This is a genomic window from Rhodococcus sp. B7740, assembly GCF_000954115.1.
Classification (GTDB): domain Bacteria; phylum Actinomycetota; class Actinomycetes; order Mycobacteriales; family Mycobacteriaceae; genus Rhodococcoides.
Genome location: NZ_CP010797.1, coordinates 733,708 through 750,722 on the forward strand (window position 1 = coordinate 733,708; position 17,015 = coordinate 750,722).

At 65.9% G+C, this 17,015-nt stretch carries 15 protein-coding genes; 11 read left to right on the top strand and 4 right to left on the bottom strand.

Annotation, left to right across the window (positions count from 1 at the left end):
- Window positions 1–61: 61 nt before the first annotated feature.
- The 5 genes from NY08_RS26210 (at window position 62) to NY08_RS03470 (ending at window position 6,377) form a co-directional block, all read left to right on the top strand.
- Window positions 62–238, top strand: coding sequence for a hypothetical protein (locus NY08_RS26210; protein WP_045194919.1), 177 nt, complete (start codon window positions 62–64; stop codon window positions 236–238).
- 307 nt (window positions 239–545) lie between these two features.
- A complete protein-coding gene (gene ileS, locus NY08_RS03455) occupies window positions 546–3,683 on the top strand; it encodes an isoleucine--tRNA ligase (RefSeq protein WP_045194922.1) in 3,138 nt (1,045 codons plus the stop codon).
- Window positions 3,680–4,330 carry a peptide deformylase gene (locus NY08_RS03460; protein WP_045194924.1) on the top strand — a complete coding sequence of 217 codons (651 nt, stop codon included), beginning with the start codon at window positions 3,680–3,682 and terminating at the stop codon, window positions 4,328–4,330. The genes ileS and NY08_RS03460 overlap by 4 nt, the downstream gene beginning before the upstream one ends.
- A gap of 62 nt (window positions 4,331–4,392) precedes the next feature.
- Window positions 4,393–5,694, top strand: a complete 1,302-nt coding sequence (locus NY08_RS03465) for a DNA polymerase IV (RefSeq protein WP_442970834.1) — start codon at window positions 4,393–4,395, stop codon at window positions 5,692–5,694.
- 197 nt (window positions 5,695–5,891) lie between these two features.
- Window positions 5,892–6,377 (top strand): hypothetical protein, encoded by a 486-nt coding sequence (locus NY08_RS03470; RefSeq protein ID WP_176459229.1) that lies wholly within the window; start codon window positions 5,892–5,894, stop codon window positions 6,375–6,377.
- 96 nt (window positions 6,378–6,473) lie between these two features.
- Here the strand turns inward: NY08_RS03470 and NY08_RS03475 are convergent, their stop codons facing one another.
- Entirely contained in the window at window positions 6,474–7,217 is a 744-nt protein-coding gene (locus NY08_RS03475; protein WP_045194925.1) for a hypothetical protein, read from the bottom strand.
- The gene (locus NY08_RS03480; protein ID WP_235387091.1) at window positions 7,214–8,176 is read right to left on the bottom strand and encodes a hypothetical protein; all 963 of its coding nucleotides are present in this window, start codon (window positions 8,174–8,176) and stop codon (window positions 7,214–7,216) included. Before NY08_RS03480 ends, NY08_RS03475 begins: the two co-directional genes overlap by 4 nt.
- Before the next feature lie 89 nt (window positions 8,177–8,265).
- Between NY08_RS03480 and lspA the strand changes: the two genes are divergently transcribed.
- From lspA to dnaE, 4 genes are all read left to right on the top strand, one after another.
- Window positions 8,266–8,898: a signal peptidase II gene (gene lspA, locus NY08_RS03485; protein WP_045194927.1), complete on the top strand. Its 633-nt coding sequence runs from the start codon at window positions 8,266–8,268 to the stop codon at window positions 8,896–8,898.
- A complete protein-coding gene (locus NY08_RS03490) occupies window positions 8,895–9,821 on the top strand; it encodes an RluA family pseudouridine synthase (protein WP_032394372.1) in 927 nt (308 codons plus the stop codon). The genes lspA and NY08_RS03490 overlap by 4 nt, the downstream gene beginning before the upstream one ends.
- The gene (locus NY08_RS03495; protein ID WP_045194928.1) at window positions 9,821–10,486 is read left to right on the top strand and encodes a hypothetical protein; all 666 of its coding nucleotides are present in this window, start codon (window positions 9,821–9,823) and stop codon (window positions 10,484–10,486) included. Before NY08_RS03490 ends, NY08_RS03495 begins: the two co-directional genes overlap by 1 nt.
- Before the next feature lie 146 nt (window positions 10,487–10,632).
- Window positions 10,633–14,169: a DNA polymerase III subunit alpha gene (gene dnaE / locus NY08_RS03500; protein ID WP_032394370.1), complete on the top strand. Its 3,537-nt coding sequence runs from the start codon at window positions 10,633–10,635 to the stop codon at window positions 14,167–14,169.
- Here the strand turns inward: dnaE and NY08_RS03505 are convergent.
- Complete coding sequence (locus tag NY08_RS03505; RefSeq protein ID WP_045194929.1) at window positions 14,140–14,409, bottom strand: hypothetical protein; 270 nt, start codon at window positions 14,407–14,409, stop codon at window positions 14,140–14,142. The genes dnaE and NY08_RS03505 overlap by 30 nt on opposite strands.
- Before the next feature lie 157 nt (window positions 14,410–14,566).
- Here NY08_RS03505 and NY08_RS03510 point away from each other — a divergent pair, with 157 nt between their 5' ends.
- Window positions 14,567–15,001 carry a nitroreductase family deazaflavin-dependent oxidoreductase gene (locus tag NY08_RS03510; RefSeq protein WP_032394369.1) on the top strand — a complete coding sequence of 145 codons (435 nt, stop codon included), beginning with the start codon at window positions 14,567–14,569 and terminating at the stop codon, window positions 14,999–15,001.
- Between the two features lie 70 nt (window positions 15,002–15,071).
- Window positions 15,072–16,427 (top strand): threonine ammonia-lyase IlvA, encoded by a 1,356-nt coding sequence (ilvA, locus tag NY08_RS03515; RefSeq protein ID WP_032394689.1) that lies wholly within the window; start codon window positions 15,072–15,074, stop codon window positions 16,425–16,427.
- A gap of 29 nt (window positions 16,428–16,456) precedes the next feature.
- Here the strand turns inward: ilvA and NY08_RS03520 are convergent, their stop codons facing one another.
- Window positions 16,457–16,981 carry a TetR/AcrR family transcriptional regulator gene (locus NY08_RS03520; RefSeq protein WP_032394688.1) on the bottom strand — a complete coding sequence of 175 codons (525 nt, stop codon included), beginning with the start codon at window positions 16,979–16,981 and terminating at the stop codon, window positions 16,457–16,459.
- Between the last annotated feature and the right edge of the window lie 34 nt (window positions 16,982–17,015).

Here is a 17,015-nt window from a genome sequence, read left to right on the forward strand (position 1 = left end):
CTGTCGATCGTGGACAGCGTCGGATCAGGTTGTCGCGTCGAGTGGTGAGCGAGGAATCGGTGTGTTGGTCCTGACTCTCGGCGCGGCTGCGATCGGTTTCGGCTTTCTGGTTATCGCCCTGATGACGGGATCCGTCGTCTGGGCCTGGGCGTGCATCGCCGTCTGCATCGTGGGTGCTGTTCTACTTCTGGTCGGCGCGCTCACGGGCCGACGACCGCCGCCCGAGCTCGACAGGTAGCATCACGATTCGCAGGTGTCAGATTCACAGGTGTCAGATTCAACGGCGTCGATCCGGCCATCACCGGGGAGCTTTCGGAAGAACGGCGTCGGTACGAAGCACCCAGGTGCTTGGGAACGGTGTTCAGTAGAACCGAACGGGTGAGCCCGTCACAGCTCGTCTGGAGTGGCGCACTCCGACGATACGGTCGTCGAGAGCGTGCAAGCGGGGTGGTACCGCGGTATCGGGCGTACGAATCGCCTGGATGTCGTCCCCGTGCCAACTTTGCGTCGCGTCTGAGACGTGGCCGGCACGGAGGAGACTTGACATGACAGATGCAACCGAACGTCCGAACTCGGGGTCCTACCCGTTGGTGGACCTCGCCGAGGGCCGCTCGGGCAGCGTTCCGTTCCCGGATCTCGAGCGCATCGTTCTGCACGAGTGGGCCGAGGACGGCACCTTTCGTGCCAGCATCGACAATCGAGCAGGTGCGGACGAGTTCGTCTTCTACGACGGCCCTCCCTTCGCGAACGGCCTGCCGCACTACGGTCACCTGCTCACCGGCTACGTCAAGGACCTCGTCCCGCGATTCCAGACGATGCGGGGCAAGAAGGTCGAGCGTCGCTTCGGGTGGGATTGCCACGGTCTGCCCGCAGAGCTCGAAGCGGAGAAGCAGCTCGGCATCAAGGACAAGTCCGAGATCGACGAGATGGGCCTGGCGAAGTTCAACGCCTACTGCAAGCAGTCGGTACTCCAGTACACCGACGAGTGGCGGGACTACGTCACCCGGCAGGCGCGATGGGTCGACTTCGACAACGACTACAAGACCCTCGACGTCGACTTCATGGAGTCGGTCATGTGGGCGTTCAAGACGCTGCACGACAAGGGCCTGATCTACCAGGGATACCGGGTGCTGCCGTACAGCTGGTACGAGCAGACACCGCTGTCCAATCAGGAGACCCGCCTGGACGACGCCTACAAGATGCGTCAGGATCCCGCGGTCACCGTCACGATGCCGTTGACGGCTCCCGGCTCGCCCCTGGACGGTGCGAACGCGCTGATCTGGACCACCACGCCCTGGACCCTTCCGTCGAACTTGGCGATCGCGGTGCACCCGGAGGTGCAGTACCTGCAGGTGCGAGGCGCGAACGGTGAGCGTTACGTGCTTGCCGCTGCACGTCTTTCGCACTACGCGAAGGAACTGGGGGAGGAGCCGGAGGTGCTCTCGGAGCACATCGGTGCCGAAATGGTCGGGCTGTCCTACACACCTCCCTACGATTTCTTTCTCGGCCACGAGAACTCGCACCGTGTGCTCGAGGCCGACTACGTCACCACCGATTCGGGCACCGGAATCGTCCACCTCGCACCGGCTTTCGGTGAGGAGGACATGGACGTCGCCACCGCGAACGGAATCGAGGTGGTGCAACCGCTCGACGCGGGCGGAAAGTTCACCTCGCTGGTGCCGCCGTACGAGGGTCTGATGGTGTTCGACGCCAACCCGGTGATCATCAAGGATCTCAAGGCCTCGGGTCGGTTGCTGCGGCACGAGACCATCGAGCACTCGTACCCGCACAGCTGGCGCAGTGGTCAGCCCCTGATCTACATGGCGGTGCCGTCGTGGTTCGTCGCGGTCACCAAGTTCCGTGATCGGATGGTCGAGCTGAACCAGGAGATCACCTGGGTTCCCGAGCACATCAAAGACGGCCAGTTCGGCAAGTGGCTCGAAGGTGCACGCGACTGGAACATCAGCCGAAACCGTTACTGGGGCAGCCCGATCCCGGCGTGGACCTCCGACGACCCGGCCTACCCGCGTCTGGACGTGTACGGCAGCCTGGACGAGCTCGAGCGTGATTTCGGCGTGCGACCGACCGATCTGCACCGCCCGTACATCGACGAGTTGACCCGCCCCAACCCGGACGATCCGACCGGCAAGTCGACGATGCGTCGCGTCCCCGAGGTGTTGGACTGCTGGTTCGAGTCGGGCTCGATGCCGTACGCGCAGGTGCATTTCCCGTTCGAGAACGAGGAATGGTTCTCCACACACAACCCGGGCGATTTCATCGTCGAGTACAACGGCCAGACGCGAGGCTGGTTCTACACCCTGCACGTACTGGCGACCGCGCTGTTCGATCGCCCGGCGTTCAAGACCGTTGCCGCACACGGCATCGTGCTCGGTGACGACGGACTGAAGATGAGCAAGTCCAAGGGTAACTACCCCGACGTCAAGGAGGTCTTCGACCGCGACGGCTCCGACGCCATGCGGTGGTTCCTAATGTCCTCACCGATCCTGCGTGGCGGCAACCTCATCGTCACCGAGCAGGGTATCCGCGAAGGCGTTCGCCAGGCATTGCTGCCGATCTGGAATGCGTGGAGCTTCTTGCAGCTCTACGCGTCGAAGCCCGGGCAGTGGCGAACCGATTCGCCGAACGTGCTCGATCGCTACGTGTTGGCCAAGCTGTCGGCCACCCGCGACGCGATCACCGATGCGCTCGAGGGCAACGACATCGCCGGTGCCTGCGACGAGCTGCGCACGTTCTGCGATGCACTGACCAATTGGTATGTGCGCCGATCGCGTTCGCGGTTCTGGAGCGAGGACGCCGACGCCATCGACACCCTGCACACCGTGCTCGAGGTGCTCACTCGCATCGCCGCCCCGCTGTTGCCGCTGATCAGCGAGGTGGTGTGGCGTGGACTGACCGGTGGCCGCTCGGTGCACCTGACCGACTGGCCCGAGGCAGGCGAACTGCCGTCGGATCCCGAACTCGTCGAGAGCATGGACGAGGTCCGCACCGTGTGCTCCACGGTGCTGGGTTTGCGCAAGGCCCAGAATCTGCGCGTGCGGTTGCCGCTGCCCGAGGTGACGGTCGCAGCCGCCGATGCGGAGCGGCTGCGTCCGTTCGTCGACATCATCTCCGACGAGGTCAACGTCAAGAAGGTCGATCTCACCGATGACGTCGCCGTACACGGAAAGTTCGAGCTCGTCGTCAATGCCCGTGCCGCGGGCCCGCGTATCGGCAAGGACGTCCAGACGGTCATCAAGGCCGTCAAGGCAGGTGATTGGTCGGAGGACGCCGACGGAGTCGTCAGCGCGGCAGGCATCGCGTTGCTACCGGAGGAGTACACGCGCAAACTCGTTGCCGCCGAGCCCGAATCGACGGCACCGTTGCCAGGAAACGCCGGACTTGTCGTGCTCGATTCCGCCGTCACCGAGGAGCTCGAGGCGGAGGGCTGGGCCAAGGACCGCATCCGTGAACTCCAGGACGCGCGTCGCAATCACGGATTCGACGTCTCGGATCGAATCGACATCGTCATCGACGTCCCCGAACATCGGCAGGCGTGGCTCGACACTCATCGTGATCTGATCGCGGGCGAGGTGCTCGCGCTCTCGCTGGTCGACGGACACGTGGGGGACGATGGCAGCGATCTCGGCGAGGGAGTGCGAGCAGCGATCACCAAGTCGTCATGATCGACGGCGACGCCTCGGTCGACGCCGTTCGTGAGCTTCTCGCCGAAGCTCACGGCGGCGTCGTGCCCATCGTCGCCGCGGGCCACCCGGTTCTGCGGTCGAGGGCCGTGCCGTACGCCGGGCAGCTCGACTCCGAGACTTTCGGGGAGTTGATCGAGGTGATGCGCGCAACCATGCACGACGCGCCCGGTGTCGGTCTGGCTGCCCCGCAGATCGGTATTCCGTTGCAGATCGCGGTGATCGAGGATCTGTACGAGGTGGGAGCGGACGTCGCTCGCGTCCGAGAGCGCACGCCGCTTCCGTTCCGGGTACTGATCAATCCGCGGTACACCCCGGTCGGGCCGCGGACGGCGGACTTCTACGAGGGATGTCTCAGTGTTCCCGGCTACCAGGCGGTCGTCACCCGAGCGGCGGAAGTCCGGCTCGAATGCACCGACGAGACCGGGCGCGCGATCGACGAGGTGGTCAGCGGTTGGCCGGCGAGGATCGTGGCCCACGAGACCGATCACCTCCACGGCACCCTGTACGTCGATACCGCCCACACTCGATCGCTGACCACCAACGAGACCTACGGCGAACTGTGGTCGGATCCCACACCCGAACGCGCCGCGCACGCTCTCGGATTCGCCACCGACGACCGTCGTTGACGACCGTGCCCGATACCGCCGACCACACCCTGCGGAGTCGTCGATGGGTGCTGCACCTGGACATGGACGCGTTCTTCGCCTCCGCCGAACAGTTGACGCGGCCCACGTTGCGGGGCCGCCCGGTTCTCGTCGGTGGCGCGGGCGGGCGGGGAGTGGTGGCCGGTTGCAGCTACCAGGCCCGCGCGTTCGGAGCGCGCTCGGCCATGCCGATGCATCAGGCTCGCCGACTGGTGGGGGCCGGGGCCGTGGTGTTGCCGCCGCGGTTCGTTCTCTACTCGGAGCTGAGCCGACGCGCCTTCGAGGCACTGCGGGGACCCATGCCCGTCCTCGAGCAACTCTCGATCGACGAGGCGTTCGGTGAGCCGCTCGAACTGGCCGGGGCGACGGTTCGCGAGGTCGAGCAGTTCTGCGCCGGCCTGCGCGCACTGATTCTCGCCGAGACCGGGCTGGTCGCCTCGATCGGTGCCGGATCCGGAAAACAGATCGCCAAGATCGCGTCGGGACTGGCCAAGCCCGACGGCATCACCGTCGTCGCTCCGGGAATCCAGGCCGAGCTGATGGCGGCTCTTCCGGTGCGGAAGCTGTGGGGGATCGGACCGGTGGCGGGAGAGCGTTTGCGGCGCTTGGGCATCGACACCATCGGCAAGTTCGTGGCCACGCCCGAGTCCGAGGTGGCGTCGATCCTCGGGGCGACGATGGGACCGAGCCTGCATCAGCTCGCACGCGGAATCGACAACCGAGTCGTGGCCGAGCGAGCCGAGGCGAAACAGGTCAGCGCCGAGACGACGTTCGCCCAGGACCTGATCTCTCTCGCGCAGCTTCGCCCGGCCATCGAGTCCATCGTCGACTCGACGCATCGCCGATTGCTGAAGGACGGTCGGGGTGCCAGGACGGTGGTACTCAAACTACGCAAGTCCGACATGAGCATCATCACTCGATCGGCCACGTTGCCGTACGCCACGGTGGACAAGCAGACCATCGTGGCAACGGCGCAGCGGCTTGCCGTCGATCCGGTCGATGTCGGTCCGATCAGGCTGGTCGGGGTCGGATTGGCCGGGCTATCGGCCGTTCGGCAGGGATCGCTGTTTCCCGAACTGGAGTACGAGCCGGTCGCCGATGCGACCGAGGAGTCGCCCGCCCCGATCGAGGCCGCCGCAGATGTCGTCGTCTCGGAAGGCGTTCGGTGGCAGCCGGGTATGGATGTGCGGCATCCCGGCTTCGGCCACGGCTGGGTGCAGGGGGCCGGTCACTCGGTGGTGACCGTCAGATTCGAGACTCGCACCACCGGGCCGGGAATCGCGCGTACCTTCGCGGAATCGGACGAGAACCTGGTCGTCGCCGACGTTCTCGACAGCCTTGAGTGAGTTGTGGCCTGGCTGAGGAAACTCTGTGAGGTTTCACAGGTATGCCGATCGCGTTGTGACTCGGGCGTGTCGAGCTGACATAGTGGACCAGGTCCGAGACGACCCCATTCCAGACGACCGACGAGTCACAGAACGATCGAGATGTGACTCAGAGTGAAAAGGACAAGCACTTGAAGCTTCGCAACACCCGACGGGCAATGGTTGCCGGCATCGCCATCGCCGCAGCGCTCACCATGACCGCCTGCAGCTCGGAAGGCGGTGACGAGCCGACCGCGACCACGACGGCTGTCACCACCTCTGCGGTTGCCGCTCCCGACGCCGGTGCGTACCCCCCGGTTCCGACCGTCGAAGAGCTGAACGCCGAGCTCGCCCGCGGGCTCGATCCCAACGTTCCGGTCGAGGAGAAGGCCGCCCTGATCCAGGGTGCATCCGCCGATCCGGATCTGATCAACCAGGTCGCCGCCGCTGCAGTGGCCAACAACGCCCAGATCGAGATCACCAGCATCGACGATCTCGGCACCGGCGTTCTCAATGCCGGCATCACGATCACGCTCAACGGCCAGGCCAACCCCGGCACCTTCCAGTTCGTCCCCGAGGACGGCGTGTGGAAGCTCTCCAAGGAGAACGCCTGCGGCATCGTCTCGCTCGCTCAGCTGACCAGCCCGGCGTGCCCCGCACCCTGAGTCCTGCCGATCGTCTCTGACCGACAGTAGAACTGCCGGTGACATGTCCCCTCGGGGATGTGTCACCGGCAGTTTTTCGTGGGACGACCGCCCGGTTCACATGCTCGGTGTCACCGATCGAATGCGCTCGACGGCCGCCTCGGCGACAGCGGTGACCGTATCGGGTTCCAGGCCACTCCGATCGGAGACGACGATCTGGACGACCGTCGAATCGACCACGGCCACCACCACGTCGGAGATCAAGGTGAACCCATCACTGCTGGTGGTCAGGCGTACCGAGGCCGATGCGTCACCGACCGACGACTGCTCCCGGCCTGCCAGCGCATAGTCGACGCTCACACCGTCCGCATCCGTACCACTGAACGTCGTGCACCCTGCCCACGCCTGCTGAATCGCCGTGAACGCCTCGGCCGTGCCCGTATCGGAGTAGCTCGCCGCATCCTCGTCGATCGACGAGAAGTTCGGTCCCGAGAAGCGGGCGACTGCGGTAGACGTCGCCCCGCCCCGCTGCTCCGAGATCGGAGCCAGGACGGCGGCGCATTCGGCCGGGTCGGTACCGGACCTGTCGGGGGAGTCGTACTCGGGAGCCGGGTCGAGCCCCAGATCCTGGACCGGGTCGGGGATCGAGGAGAACCCGTCCGGGAGGTCGCCGAGACCCAACATCGCCGCGGCCAGGACGCCGGAGTCGGTGATGGGGGTGCCGAGCAGAGGATCGGGCGCGGGGACGGAGCTGGGTGCGGCTGCAGGGCTCGGGGCAGGCTCGTCTGCACCGCACCCGGCCGCGGCGACGCCGACCAGCGCGAGCGCCGCCAGCAGCTGCGTCGTGGTCCGCGCCGTCATCGGGCAGCCCAGCCGATGGAGTCTCCGACGGTCTGGCGTAGCACCGTCGTGCTGTCGGGATCGGTGTACATCTGCTCACCACCTGCGGTGATCGACCCGCCGACGGGGAGTGGACGGGTCAGATCGATCTCCAGCGTTCCCGAGCCGGTGAAGGTGTACGTCGCGATGTTCAGTGTGCCGGCGTTGTCCGGCAGGTTCCATGTCGACGATTCGGGCGTTTGGGTGATCGCGACGTCCAGGGTCGCTCGGTCACCGTCGAGCGCTCGCAGCGTGACAGTGCTGCGCTGGTTCAACGTGATGCCGCTCAGTACCTGCTGATCGACCGTCCATACTGCGCCCACTCCCACCTCTGCGTCGGGGAAGTCGACGGAGCGGTACACCGCGGCGTTCAACGAGCGTTCGATCGCCGCGCGGGCGGTATCGAGCGCGGCGTCGGCGGGGGTGATGTGCAGTGCGGTGATCGCTCCGGAGTCGGTGCTCGCCAGCCGCGCCGTCGAGCCCTCGGAGGCGGCGAGTGCGTCGGTCAGTCCCTCGTCGGGTGACGTCGCGGCTCCGATGGTGAGCTCGACGGATCGGGTCGCGCCGGTAGCAGCGTCGTCGTCCGGCACGTTCTCGGACGTCGACGCGGACAGGGGCACGGTCAGATCGGGACTCGAGAAGTCCTGCGGAGCACCGTTGTCGATCTGCTGCGACACGGTGGATGTGGTGGTCAGGTCCACGGTCTGCTCGTCGGAGTCGGAGGTGTCGAAAGCCAGCACGCGCCGTGGCTCGGCACCGGGGTCGACGACCGTCGTGGTCGTCGGTGTCACGGCGATCGTCACCTCGTTCGAGGGCGCGGCCTGATCGGGAGCTGGATCGGTGTCGGCGTCGGTGCTCGAACATCCGGCGACGAGTGCCACTGCACAGCAGGCAGCGAGAAAACCGGAGCGGACGGTGCGGTTTCGATCGGTCGTCTTCACGCGCACCAGGCTACTGACACCGCCCGCGGTGACCGGTGGTGCGCGGCACGGATGAGGACCCACCGCCGTCCATACGCCATGATGGACAGGTGAGTGAAGACCGCGCCGACGATCCGCCAGCCGAGACGAGTAGTGTTCCGGCACCGAACGAGACCGCGGACTCGCAGGTGACCGAAGCCGACAGCGCCGAGATTGGATTATTGAAGCCGCTCAAGACGCGGTTGCTGATCGTGATCGCGGCCGTAATTCTTCTCTTCGATCTCGTGACCAAGATTCTGGTCGTGCACTACGTCGAGCCCGGCAACCCGATCGAGATCGTCGGAGATGTCGTGACGCTGCGGCTGGTACGCAATCCCGGTGCGGCGTTCTCGATGGCCACCGGAATGACCTGGTTGCTCACGGTGGTGGCCGTCGCGGTCGTCATCGGAGTGATCAAGATCGGTCGGACGCTGCGATCGCCGTGGTGGGCACTGGGATTGGGTCTCGTTCTCGGCGGCGCACTCGGCAACCTGATCGACCGCTTCTTCCGTGCACCCGGCCCGTTCCAGGGACACGTCGTCGACTTCGTGTCGGTGGGCTGGTGGCCGGTGTTCAACGTGGCCGACTCGTCCATCGTCTGTGGTGCCATCCTGCTCGTCGTCCTGAGCCTGTTCGGGTTCGAGCCGAACGGTGAACGAGCCGGCAAGTCGAGTTCCGACGCCGCAGGCGAGGCCGACAAGTGAGGGAATCGCGCTCGATGCCCGTCCCCGACGGCCTGGACGGAATGCGGGTGGACGCCGGTCTGGCTCGGCTGCTCGGGCTCTCTCGTACCGTCGCCGCGACCCTCGCCGAGGAGGGCTCGGTTCTGGTCGATCACGGTGCCGTCGGCAAGTCCGACCGGCTGGCCGCCGGTTCGTGGCTCGAGGTGACGCTGCCCGAGCCCGCCCGTGAGTTGACGATCGAGGCGGAGCCGGTCGAGGGGATGGAAATCCTCTACGCCGACGACGACATCGTGGCCGTGGACAAGCCGGTCGGGGTCGCTGCGCACGCCAGTGTCGGCTGGACCGGCCCCACCGTCATCGGTGGTCTCGCGGCCGCCGGATTCCGTATCTCGACCTCCGGTGCGCACGAGCGGCAGGGCATCGTCCATCGCCTCGACGTCGGCACGTCCGGGGTCATGGTGGTCGCCACGTCCGAGCGGGCGTACACCGTGCTCAAGCGGGCGTTCAAGGCGCGGACCATCGACAAGCGCTACCACGCACTGGTGCAGGGCCACCCGGATCCGAGCAGTGGAACTATCGATGCCCCGATCGGTCGACACGGCAGCAACGACTGGAAGTTCGCCGTCCGAGCCGACGGCAAGCCCAGCGTCACCCACTACGACACGGTCGAGGCGTTCCAGGCCGCGAGCTTGCTGGACGTGCACCTGGAAACCGGTCGTACGCACCAGATCAGGGTGCACTTCTCGGCGCTGCGGCATCCGTGCTGCGGCGATCTGACCTACGGAGCCGATCCACGGCTGGCCGAACGGTTGGGCCTGGAACGGCAGTGGCTGCACGCTCGCTCGCTCGGCTTCGCGCATCCGTCCGACGGCCGCTGGGTCGAGATCGAGAGCAAGTATCCGGCCGACCTCGAGCACGCACTCGAGGTGCTTCGGAAGGCGTGATGCGCAGCAGGGGAGTCTCCGGAGTGCTCGGCGGCGTCGTTGTCGCGGCACTCGTGATCGGGGCGCTCGCCGTGATCGGGCACCTGAATCCGGTACGACAGTCGATCGTGAGTACCGACCGCCTCGGCCCGGACAGTGGCGAGCAGGTGGCCGAGTACCTGGCCCGCGCCGAGGAGAGTCTGCGCAGCGACACCACCGAACCTCGATGGGGCTCGGTGTCGTTCGATCGCGAACTCACCGCCGAACAGGTTCGTACCGTCGCCGACGGGGTCCGTATCTCGCAGGTGTTGGTGCGTGTTCCGCTCGACCGCGTGCAGACTCCGATACTCGCCGTGGGTGTACCCGGCAGTGAGCGCTCGGTACTGAATTCGACCGCGCGTGCAGCGAGCCTGGCGGCGGCGTCGTTCGGGGTGGGGGACCGGCAGGCGCAGATCGCCGCAGTGTCGCAGCGACGTCTGCTCGACGGGTGCGCCTGTGTGGTGACAGTGGTGGTGCGCGGGACCCCTGCCGAGTTGACCGAGCTGGCCGGCCGGCCCGATGTGCGAGCGGTGCAAGCTCTTCCGCCGGATGCGGTGTCCGGCAAGTTCGCGGTCGAGCCGCTTCTGCCGGAGTACGTCGACGTCGTCGGGCCGCTTCCGGACGACGGTCTCGTGCCGACCGAATGAGGCGATTTCTCGTCGCATCCGTCACACCCGTCACGTCCTCCCAGGACACACCGGCAGCGTGGAAAATCTGTCGGTTCGACCGCTTACAGTGAGTACGTTCGCGGCTCGTACTGTCGACAACGCACGACCTTCAGGAGAGAACCTTCGTGGCCGATTCGTTCGTTCATCTGCACAACCACACCGAATATTCGATGCTCGACGGTGCCGCCAAGATCGGGGCGATGTTCGCCGAGGCGGCGCGGTTGGAGATGACGGCAGTCGGCATGACCGACCACGGCAACATGTACGGGGCCAGCGAGTTCTACAACGAGGCCAAGAAGGCCGGAATCAAGCCGATCATCGGCATCGAGGCCTACATCGCCCCGGAGTCTCGCTTCAACAAGAAGCGCGTGCTGTGGGGCGACCGCAGCCAGAAGTCCGACGACGTCTCCGGTAGCGGTGCGTACACGCACATGACGATGGTCGCCGAGAACGCCACCGGAGTTCGCAACCTGTTCAAGCTGTCCTCCCTCGCCTCCATCGAAGGGCAGCTGGGCAAGTGGGCCCGGATGGACGAGGAGATCATCGCCTCGCACGCCGAGGGCATCATCGCCACCACCGGCTGCCCGTCGGGGGAGGTGCAGACTCGACTGCGACTGGGCCAGGATCGTGAGGCGCTGGAGGCTGCCGCGAAGTGGCGCGAGATCTGGGGGCCGGACAACTTCTTCCTGGAGCTGATGGATCACGGTCTGTCCATCGAGCGACGCGTCCGCGAAGGTCTGCTCGACATCGGCAAGAAGCTCTCGATCCCGCCGCTGGCGACCAACGACTGCCACTACGTCACCAAGGACGCCGCCGAGAACCACGAGGCGCTGCTGTGCATCCAGACCGGTAAGACGCTCAGCGACCCCACTCGCTTCAAGTTCGACGGTGACGGCTACTACCTCAAGTCCGCCGCCGAGATGCGCGAGCTCTGGGACGATCAGGTGCCCGGTGCCTGTGACAGCACCCTGCTCATCGCCGAGCGGGTGCAGCCCTACGACGAGGTGTGGGCGCACCGCGACCGGATGCCGATCTTCCCCGTGCCCGAGGGGCACACGCAGGGCACGTGGTTGCGCCACGAGGTCATGACCGGGCTCGAGCGGCGGTTCCCCGACGGCCCGGGCGAGGACTACCTCGCGCGCGCGGAGTACGAGATCAAGGTCATTCTCGAGATGGGCTTCCCGGCGTACTTCCTCGTCGTCGGCGACCTGATCAACCATGCCAAGGCCGTCGGCATCCGCGTCGGGCCCGGTCGAGGCTCGGCCGCGGGCTCACTCGTCGCGTACGCGATGGGTATCACCAACATCGACCCATTGCCGCACGGTCTGCTGTTCGAGCGATTTCTCAACCCCGAGCGCGTGTCGATGCCCGATATCGATATCGACTTCGACGATCGTCGCCGCGGTGAGATGGTCCGCTACGCCACCGAGAAGTGGGGCAGCGATCGAGTGGCCCAGGTGATCACGTTCGGCACCATCAAGACCAAGGCCGCCATCAAGGACTCCGCGCGCGTGCAGTTCGGCCAGCCCGGCTTCGGAATCGCCGATCAGATCACCAAGGCACTTCCGCCGCCCATCATGGCCAAGGACATCTCCGTGGCCGGCATCACCGACCCGGCGCACGAGCGCTACAAGGAAGCCGTCGAGGTCAGGGCCCTGATCGACTCCAACCCCGACGTCGCGACCATCTACAAGACGGCCAAGGGGCTCGAGGGCCTCATCCGCAACGCGGGCGTGCACGCCTGCGCGGTCATCATGTCGTCCGAGCCGCTCACCGATGCCATTCCGGTGTGGAAGCGCGCGCAGGACGGCGCGATCATCACCGGCTGGGACTACCCGTCGTGCGAGGCCATCGGTCTGCTCAAGATGGACTTCCTCGGTCTGCGCAACCTCACCGTCATCGGTGACGCCATCGACAACATCAAGGCCAACCGCGGCATCGACATCGACCTCGACGCGCTCCCGCTCGACGACCCCGCGACCTTCGACTTGCTCTCTCGCGGAGACACTCTCGGCGTCTTCCAGCTCGACGGCAGCGCCATGCGCGATCTGCTTCGCCGGATGCAGCCCACCGGCTTCGAGGACATCGTCGCCGTCCTTGCCCTGTATCGACCGGGCCCGATGGGCATGAACTCGCACAACGATTACGCCGACCGCAAGAACGGTAGGCAAGAGGTCAAGCCGATTCACCCAGAGCTCGAAGAGCCGCTCAAGGTGATTCTCGGTGAGACCTACGGCCTGGTGGTCTACCAGGAGCAGATCATGCAGCTGGCGCAGAAGGTTGCCGGCTACACCCTCGGCCAGGCCGACCTGCTGCGTCGCGCCATGGGCAAGAAGAAGCTCTCCGAGCTGGAGAAGGCCTACGCCGGGTTCCGGCAGGGCATGTTGGACAACGACTTCTCCGAGGCGGCCATCAAGGCTCTGTGGGACACCGTGCTGCCCTTCGCGGGCTACGCGTTCAACAAGTCTCACTCCGCGGGCTACGGCCTGGTGTCGTACTGGACGGCATATCTCAAGGCCAACTACCCGGCCGAGTACATGGCCGGACTGCTCACCAGCGTCGGCGACGACAAGGACAAGGCCGCGATCTACCTCGCCGATTGCCGCAAGCTGGGCATCACGGTGCTGCCACCGGACGTCAACGAATCCGAACTCAACTTCGCGTCGGTGGGCAAGGACATCCGGTTCGGGCTCGGTGCCGTCCGCAACGTCGGTACCAACGTTGTCGCCTCGATCATCAGGGCGCGATCGGAGAAGTCCAAGTACACCGACTTCTCCGACTACCTCGGCAAGATCGATGCGATCGCGTGCAGCAAGAAGGTCACCGAATCCCTCATCAAGGCAGGTGCCTTCGACTCACTCGATCATCCCCGCAAGGGCCTGATGCTCATCCACGCCGACGCCATCGACGCGGTGATGGGCACCAAGAAGGCCGAGGCGATCGGTCAGTTCGATCTGTTCGGCGGCGAGGATGCCGACGAGTCCATCTCCGCCGTGTTCAACGTTCGGGTGCCGGACGAGGAGTGGGAATCCAAGCATCGGCTCGCCCTCGAACGCGAGATGCTCGGCCTGTACGTCTCGGGACACCCGCTGCTGGGCGTCGAGCACATGCTCGCCGCGAAGTCCGACTGCAACATCCCCACCATCCTCGAGGGTGACATCAAGGACGGCACACAGGTCACCGTCGGCGGCATTCTGGCTTCGGTGAATCGTCGGATCAACAAGAACGGGCTGACGTGGGCGTCGGCTCAGCTCGAGGACCTGGCCGGCGGTATCGAGGTGCTGTTCTTCCCGCAGGCGTACTCGGTGTTCGGTGCCGATGTCACCGAGGACTCGGTGGTACTCGTCAAGGGCCGCGTGTCGGTGCGCGACGATCGAATCTCGTTGATCGCCAACGATCTTGCGGTACCCGATCTGTCCGCGATCGGCATCGACAAGCCCCTCGCGGTGAGTCTGCCGACTCGGTTGTGCACGGCGGACAAGGTCGGTGCCCTCAAGCGGGTGCTGTCGAGCCACCCGGGAACCTCGGATGTGCACCTGCGCTTGGTCAGTGGCGACAAGATCACCACGATGAAGCTGGACGACAGTCTGCGCGTCACGCCGACATCGGCGCTGATGGGGGACCTGAAAGCGCTACTCGGCCCGGGCTGCCTGACGGGCTGACGCCGGTCCGGTCGAACCCAGCTCGGTCAGGCGCAGCGTCCACCAGGTGAGTACGGCGACTGCTGCGCCGGCCAGCACTGCTGCGTGCAGGGAGCCGGCAACGACGAGCGTCGCAGTGAACACGATGAACCCGAGTGCGAGGGCCTCGAGCTTGTAGACGGGCCACGCGATGCCCGCCACGTCCGCGGTACGTAGGGCCGGAGCGGGTCGACGGCTCACCTGGGTGCTCGTGTAGGTCATCGCGTTCTCCTCTGGTGCCACCGGCAGGTTCGGGTCTCCGCTGCAGGAAGTTCAGACTATACCCGCAAAAGATTCGGTGGGCCGAACTTGGGGTCCGGACCTGGCAATGTCGACGATCTCGTGGCGTGCCGACGCCTCGAGGTGTTGACTGAAAGCCATGCCATTGACAGGAGAATACGAACCGAGTTCATCCGACTGGGCCCGCAAGCAGGCCGAGCTGTACGAGAACTCCGGCGGAACCGAAGGCACGACGATGAACGGGATGCCGGTGGTGCTGCTGACCACGAAGGGCAACAAGAGCGGAAAGCTGCGCAAGTCACCGCTGATGAAAGTCGAACACGATGGTGAGTACGCCATCGTCGCCTCCCTCGGGGGTGCCCCGAAGCACCCGGTCTGGTACCACAACGTCAAGGCCGAGCCGCTCGTCGAGCTGCAGGACGGTCCGGACAAGCACGACTACATCGCCCGCGAGGTGACCGGCGACGAGAAGGCAGTGTGGTGGGAACGCTCGGTTGCTGCGTACCCCGACTACGCGGAGTACCAGAAGAAGACCGACCGCGAGATACCTGTGCTCGTACTCTCCCGCGTCTGAAACGCCGTCGGTCCGGTCGTGGAGCGGTCCCGGATGGGCAACCGTTCCACGCTGGTGGCAGCATGTGCTGGTGTCTTCATCCCCTGAACTCGCCTCCCAGCATTCACCCTCGGTAGCCGTCACCGCTGCCGACATCGATGCCGCTGCGGTGCGTATTTCTTCGGTGGTTGCTGCGACACCCCTTCAGCTGTGCGAACGGCTGTCCGCGGAGACGGGCGCGAAGGTCTACCTCAAGCGCGAGGACCTGCAGATCGTGCGGTCGTACAAGATTCGCGGCGCGTACAACCTGATGGACCAGCTGACCGAGGCCGAGCGTGCGGTGGGCGTGGTGACGGCGAGCGCGGGCAACCACGCGCAGGGCGTCGCATTCGCGTGCCGCACGATGCAGGTCCGCGGTCGCATCTACGTTCCGGCCAACACTCCCAAGCAGAAGCGTGACCGCATCCGGGTGCACGGCGGCGAGTTCGTCGACCTCATCGTCATCGGCGACACGTTCGATGCCGCGGCCGCCGCTGCTGCCGAGGATGTCGCTCGTACCGGTGCCACCATGGTGCCTCCGTTCGACGACCCACGTACCGTCGCCGGCCAGGGCACCATCGCTGCCGAAATAGTCGACCAGCTCGGTGGCGCGCCGGACGTCGTCGTCATGCCCGTCGGCGGCGGCGGATGCATCGCGGGCATCTCGAGCTACCTGCGCGAGCGCGCACCGCAGACCTCGCTGGTGGGCGTCGAGCCGTCCGGTGCCGCATCGATGACCGCCGCACTGATCGCCGGTGGTCCGGTCACGCTCGCCGACATCGATCCGTTCGTCGACGGTGCCGCCGTCCGCCGCATCGGGGACGTGCCGTATGCGGCGCTCCGGTCGTTGGGTGCCACCGTCGTCTCGCACGCGTCGTTGCCATTGCTCACTGCGCCGGTGTTCGACAGTGCGGGTCCCGGTGCGTTCTTGGTCACGCAGATCGACGAGGGCGCGATCTGCACCGCGATGCTGGCTCTGTACCAGAACGAGGGTGTCATCGCCGAGCCCGCGGGCGCACTCGCGGTTGCTGCGCTCGAGCACCTCGACATCGCCCCCGGAAGTACCGTCGTCTGCCTGGTGTCCGGTGGCAACAACGACGTCTCCCGTTACGGCGAGATCCTCGAGCGTTCTCTGGTTCACCTGGGGCTCAAGCACTACTTCCTGGTGGACTTCCCCCAGGAACCCGGTGCGCTTCGCCGATTCCTCGACGAGGTGCTCGGCCCCGAGGACGACATCACGCTGTTCGAGTACGTCAAGCGCAACAACCGCGAGACCGGTGCTGCTCTGGTCGGCATCGAACTCGGGTTCGCGAGCGGATTGAGCCCGCTGCTCGAACGTATGCGGGATTCTCACCTGCACGTCGAGCAGTTGGAGCCGGGTTCACCGGTCTACCGCTACCTGACCTGATCCGGCGCGCCGGGCCTGTCGGCGCGCAGTTACCGGCCGAGAAGGCGATCGACCACCTGTCGGTGCAGGTCGGGGTCGACGCCCGGGAGATCGAGAAGGGCTCCGAGGTAGATGCCGTCACCGACGAGTCGGATGATCTCGGCCTGAACCGGATCGTCGATTTCGGTGCGCAGACCCTCGTCCCACAACCGCATCATCTCGGTGACGGCATCTTGCACCTCGCCGGAATTGCCGTCGACGCTGCGCAACGCGGCCAGGGTCGATCGATACAGGGCGATCTCCTTCTCGGAGATGGAGTCGGGTGGTTGCAGATACCACTCGGCCACCGAGGTGCCGCCTGCTGCGGCGTCGGCGCGCTGCTGATCGGCCTGGGCACCGAGTCGCCGCACCATGGCGGCGATCAGCGCGTCCTTGGTCTTGAAGTGATAGAGCAGCCCGCCCTTGGAGACGCCTGCGGCGGCGGCGACGCTGTCGAGGGTCACTTTGGTCAAGCCGTGTTCGATCAGCATCGCTTCGAGTGCGTCGAGTATCCGGTCGCGAGTGTCCGATGACATGAATGTCACTTTACCGGCTGGTCGGTTCGCGGTA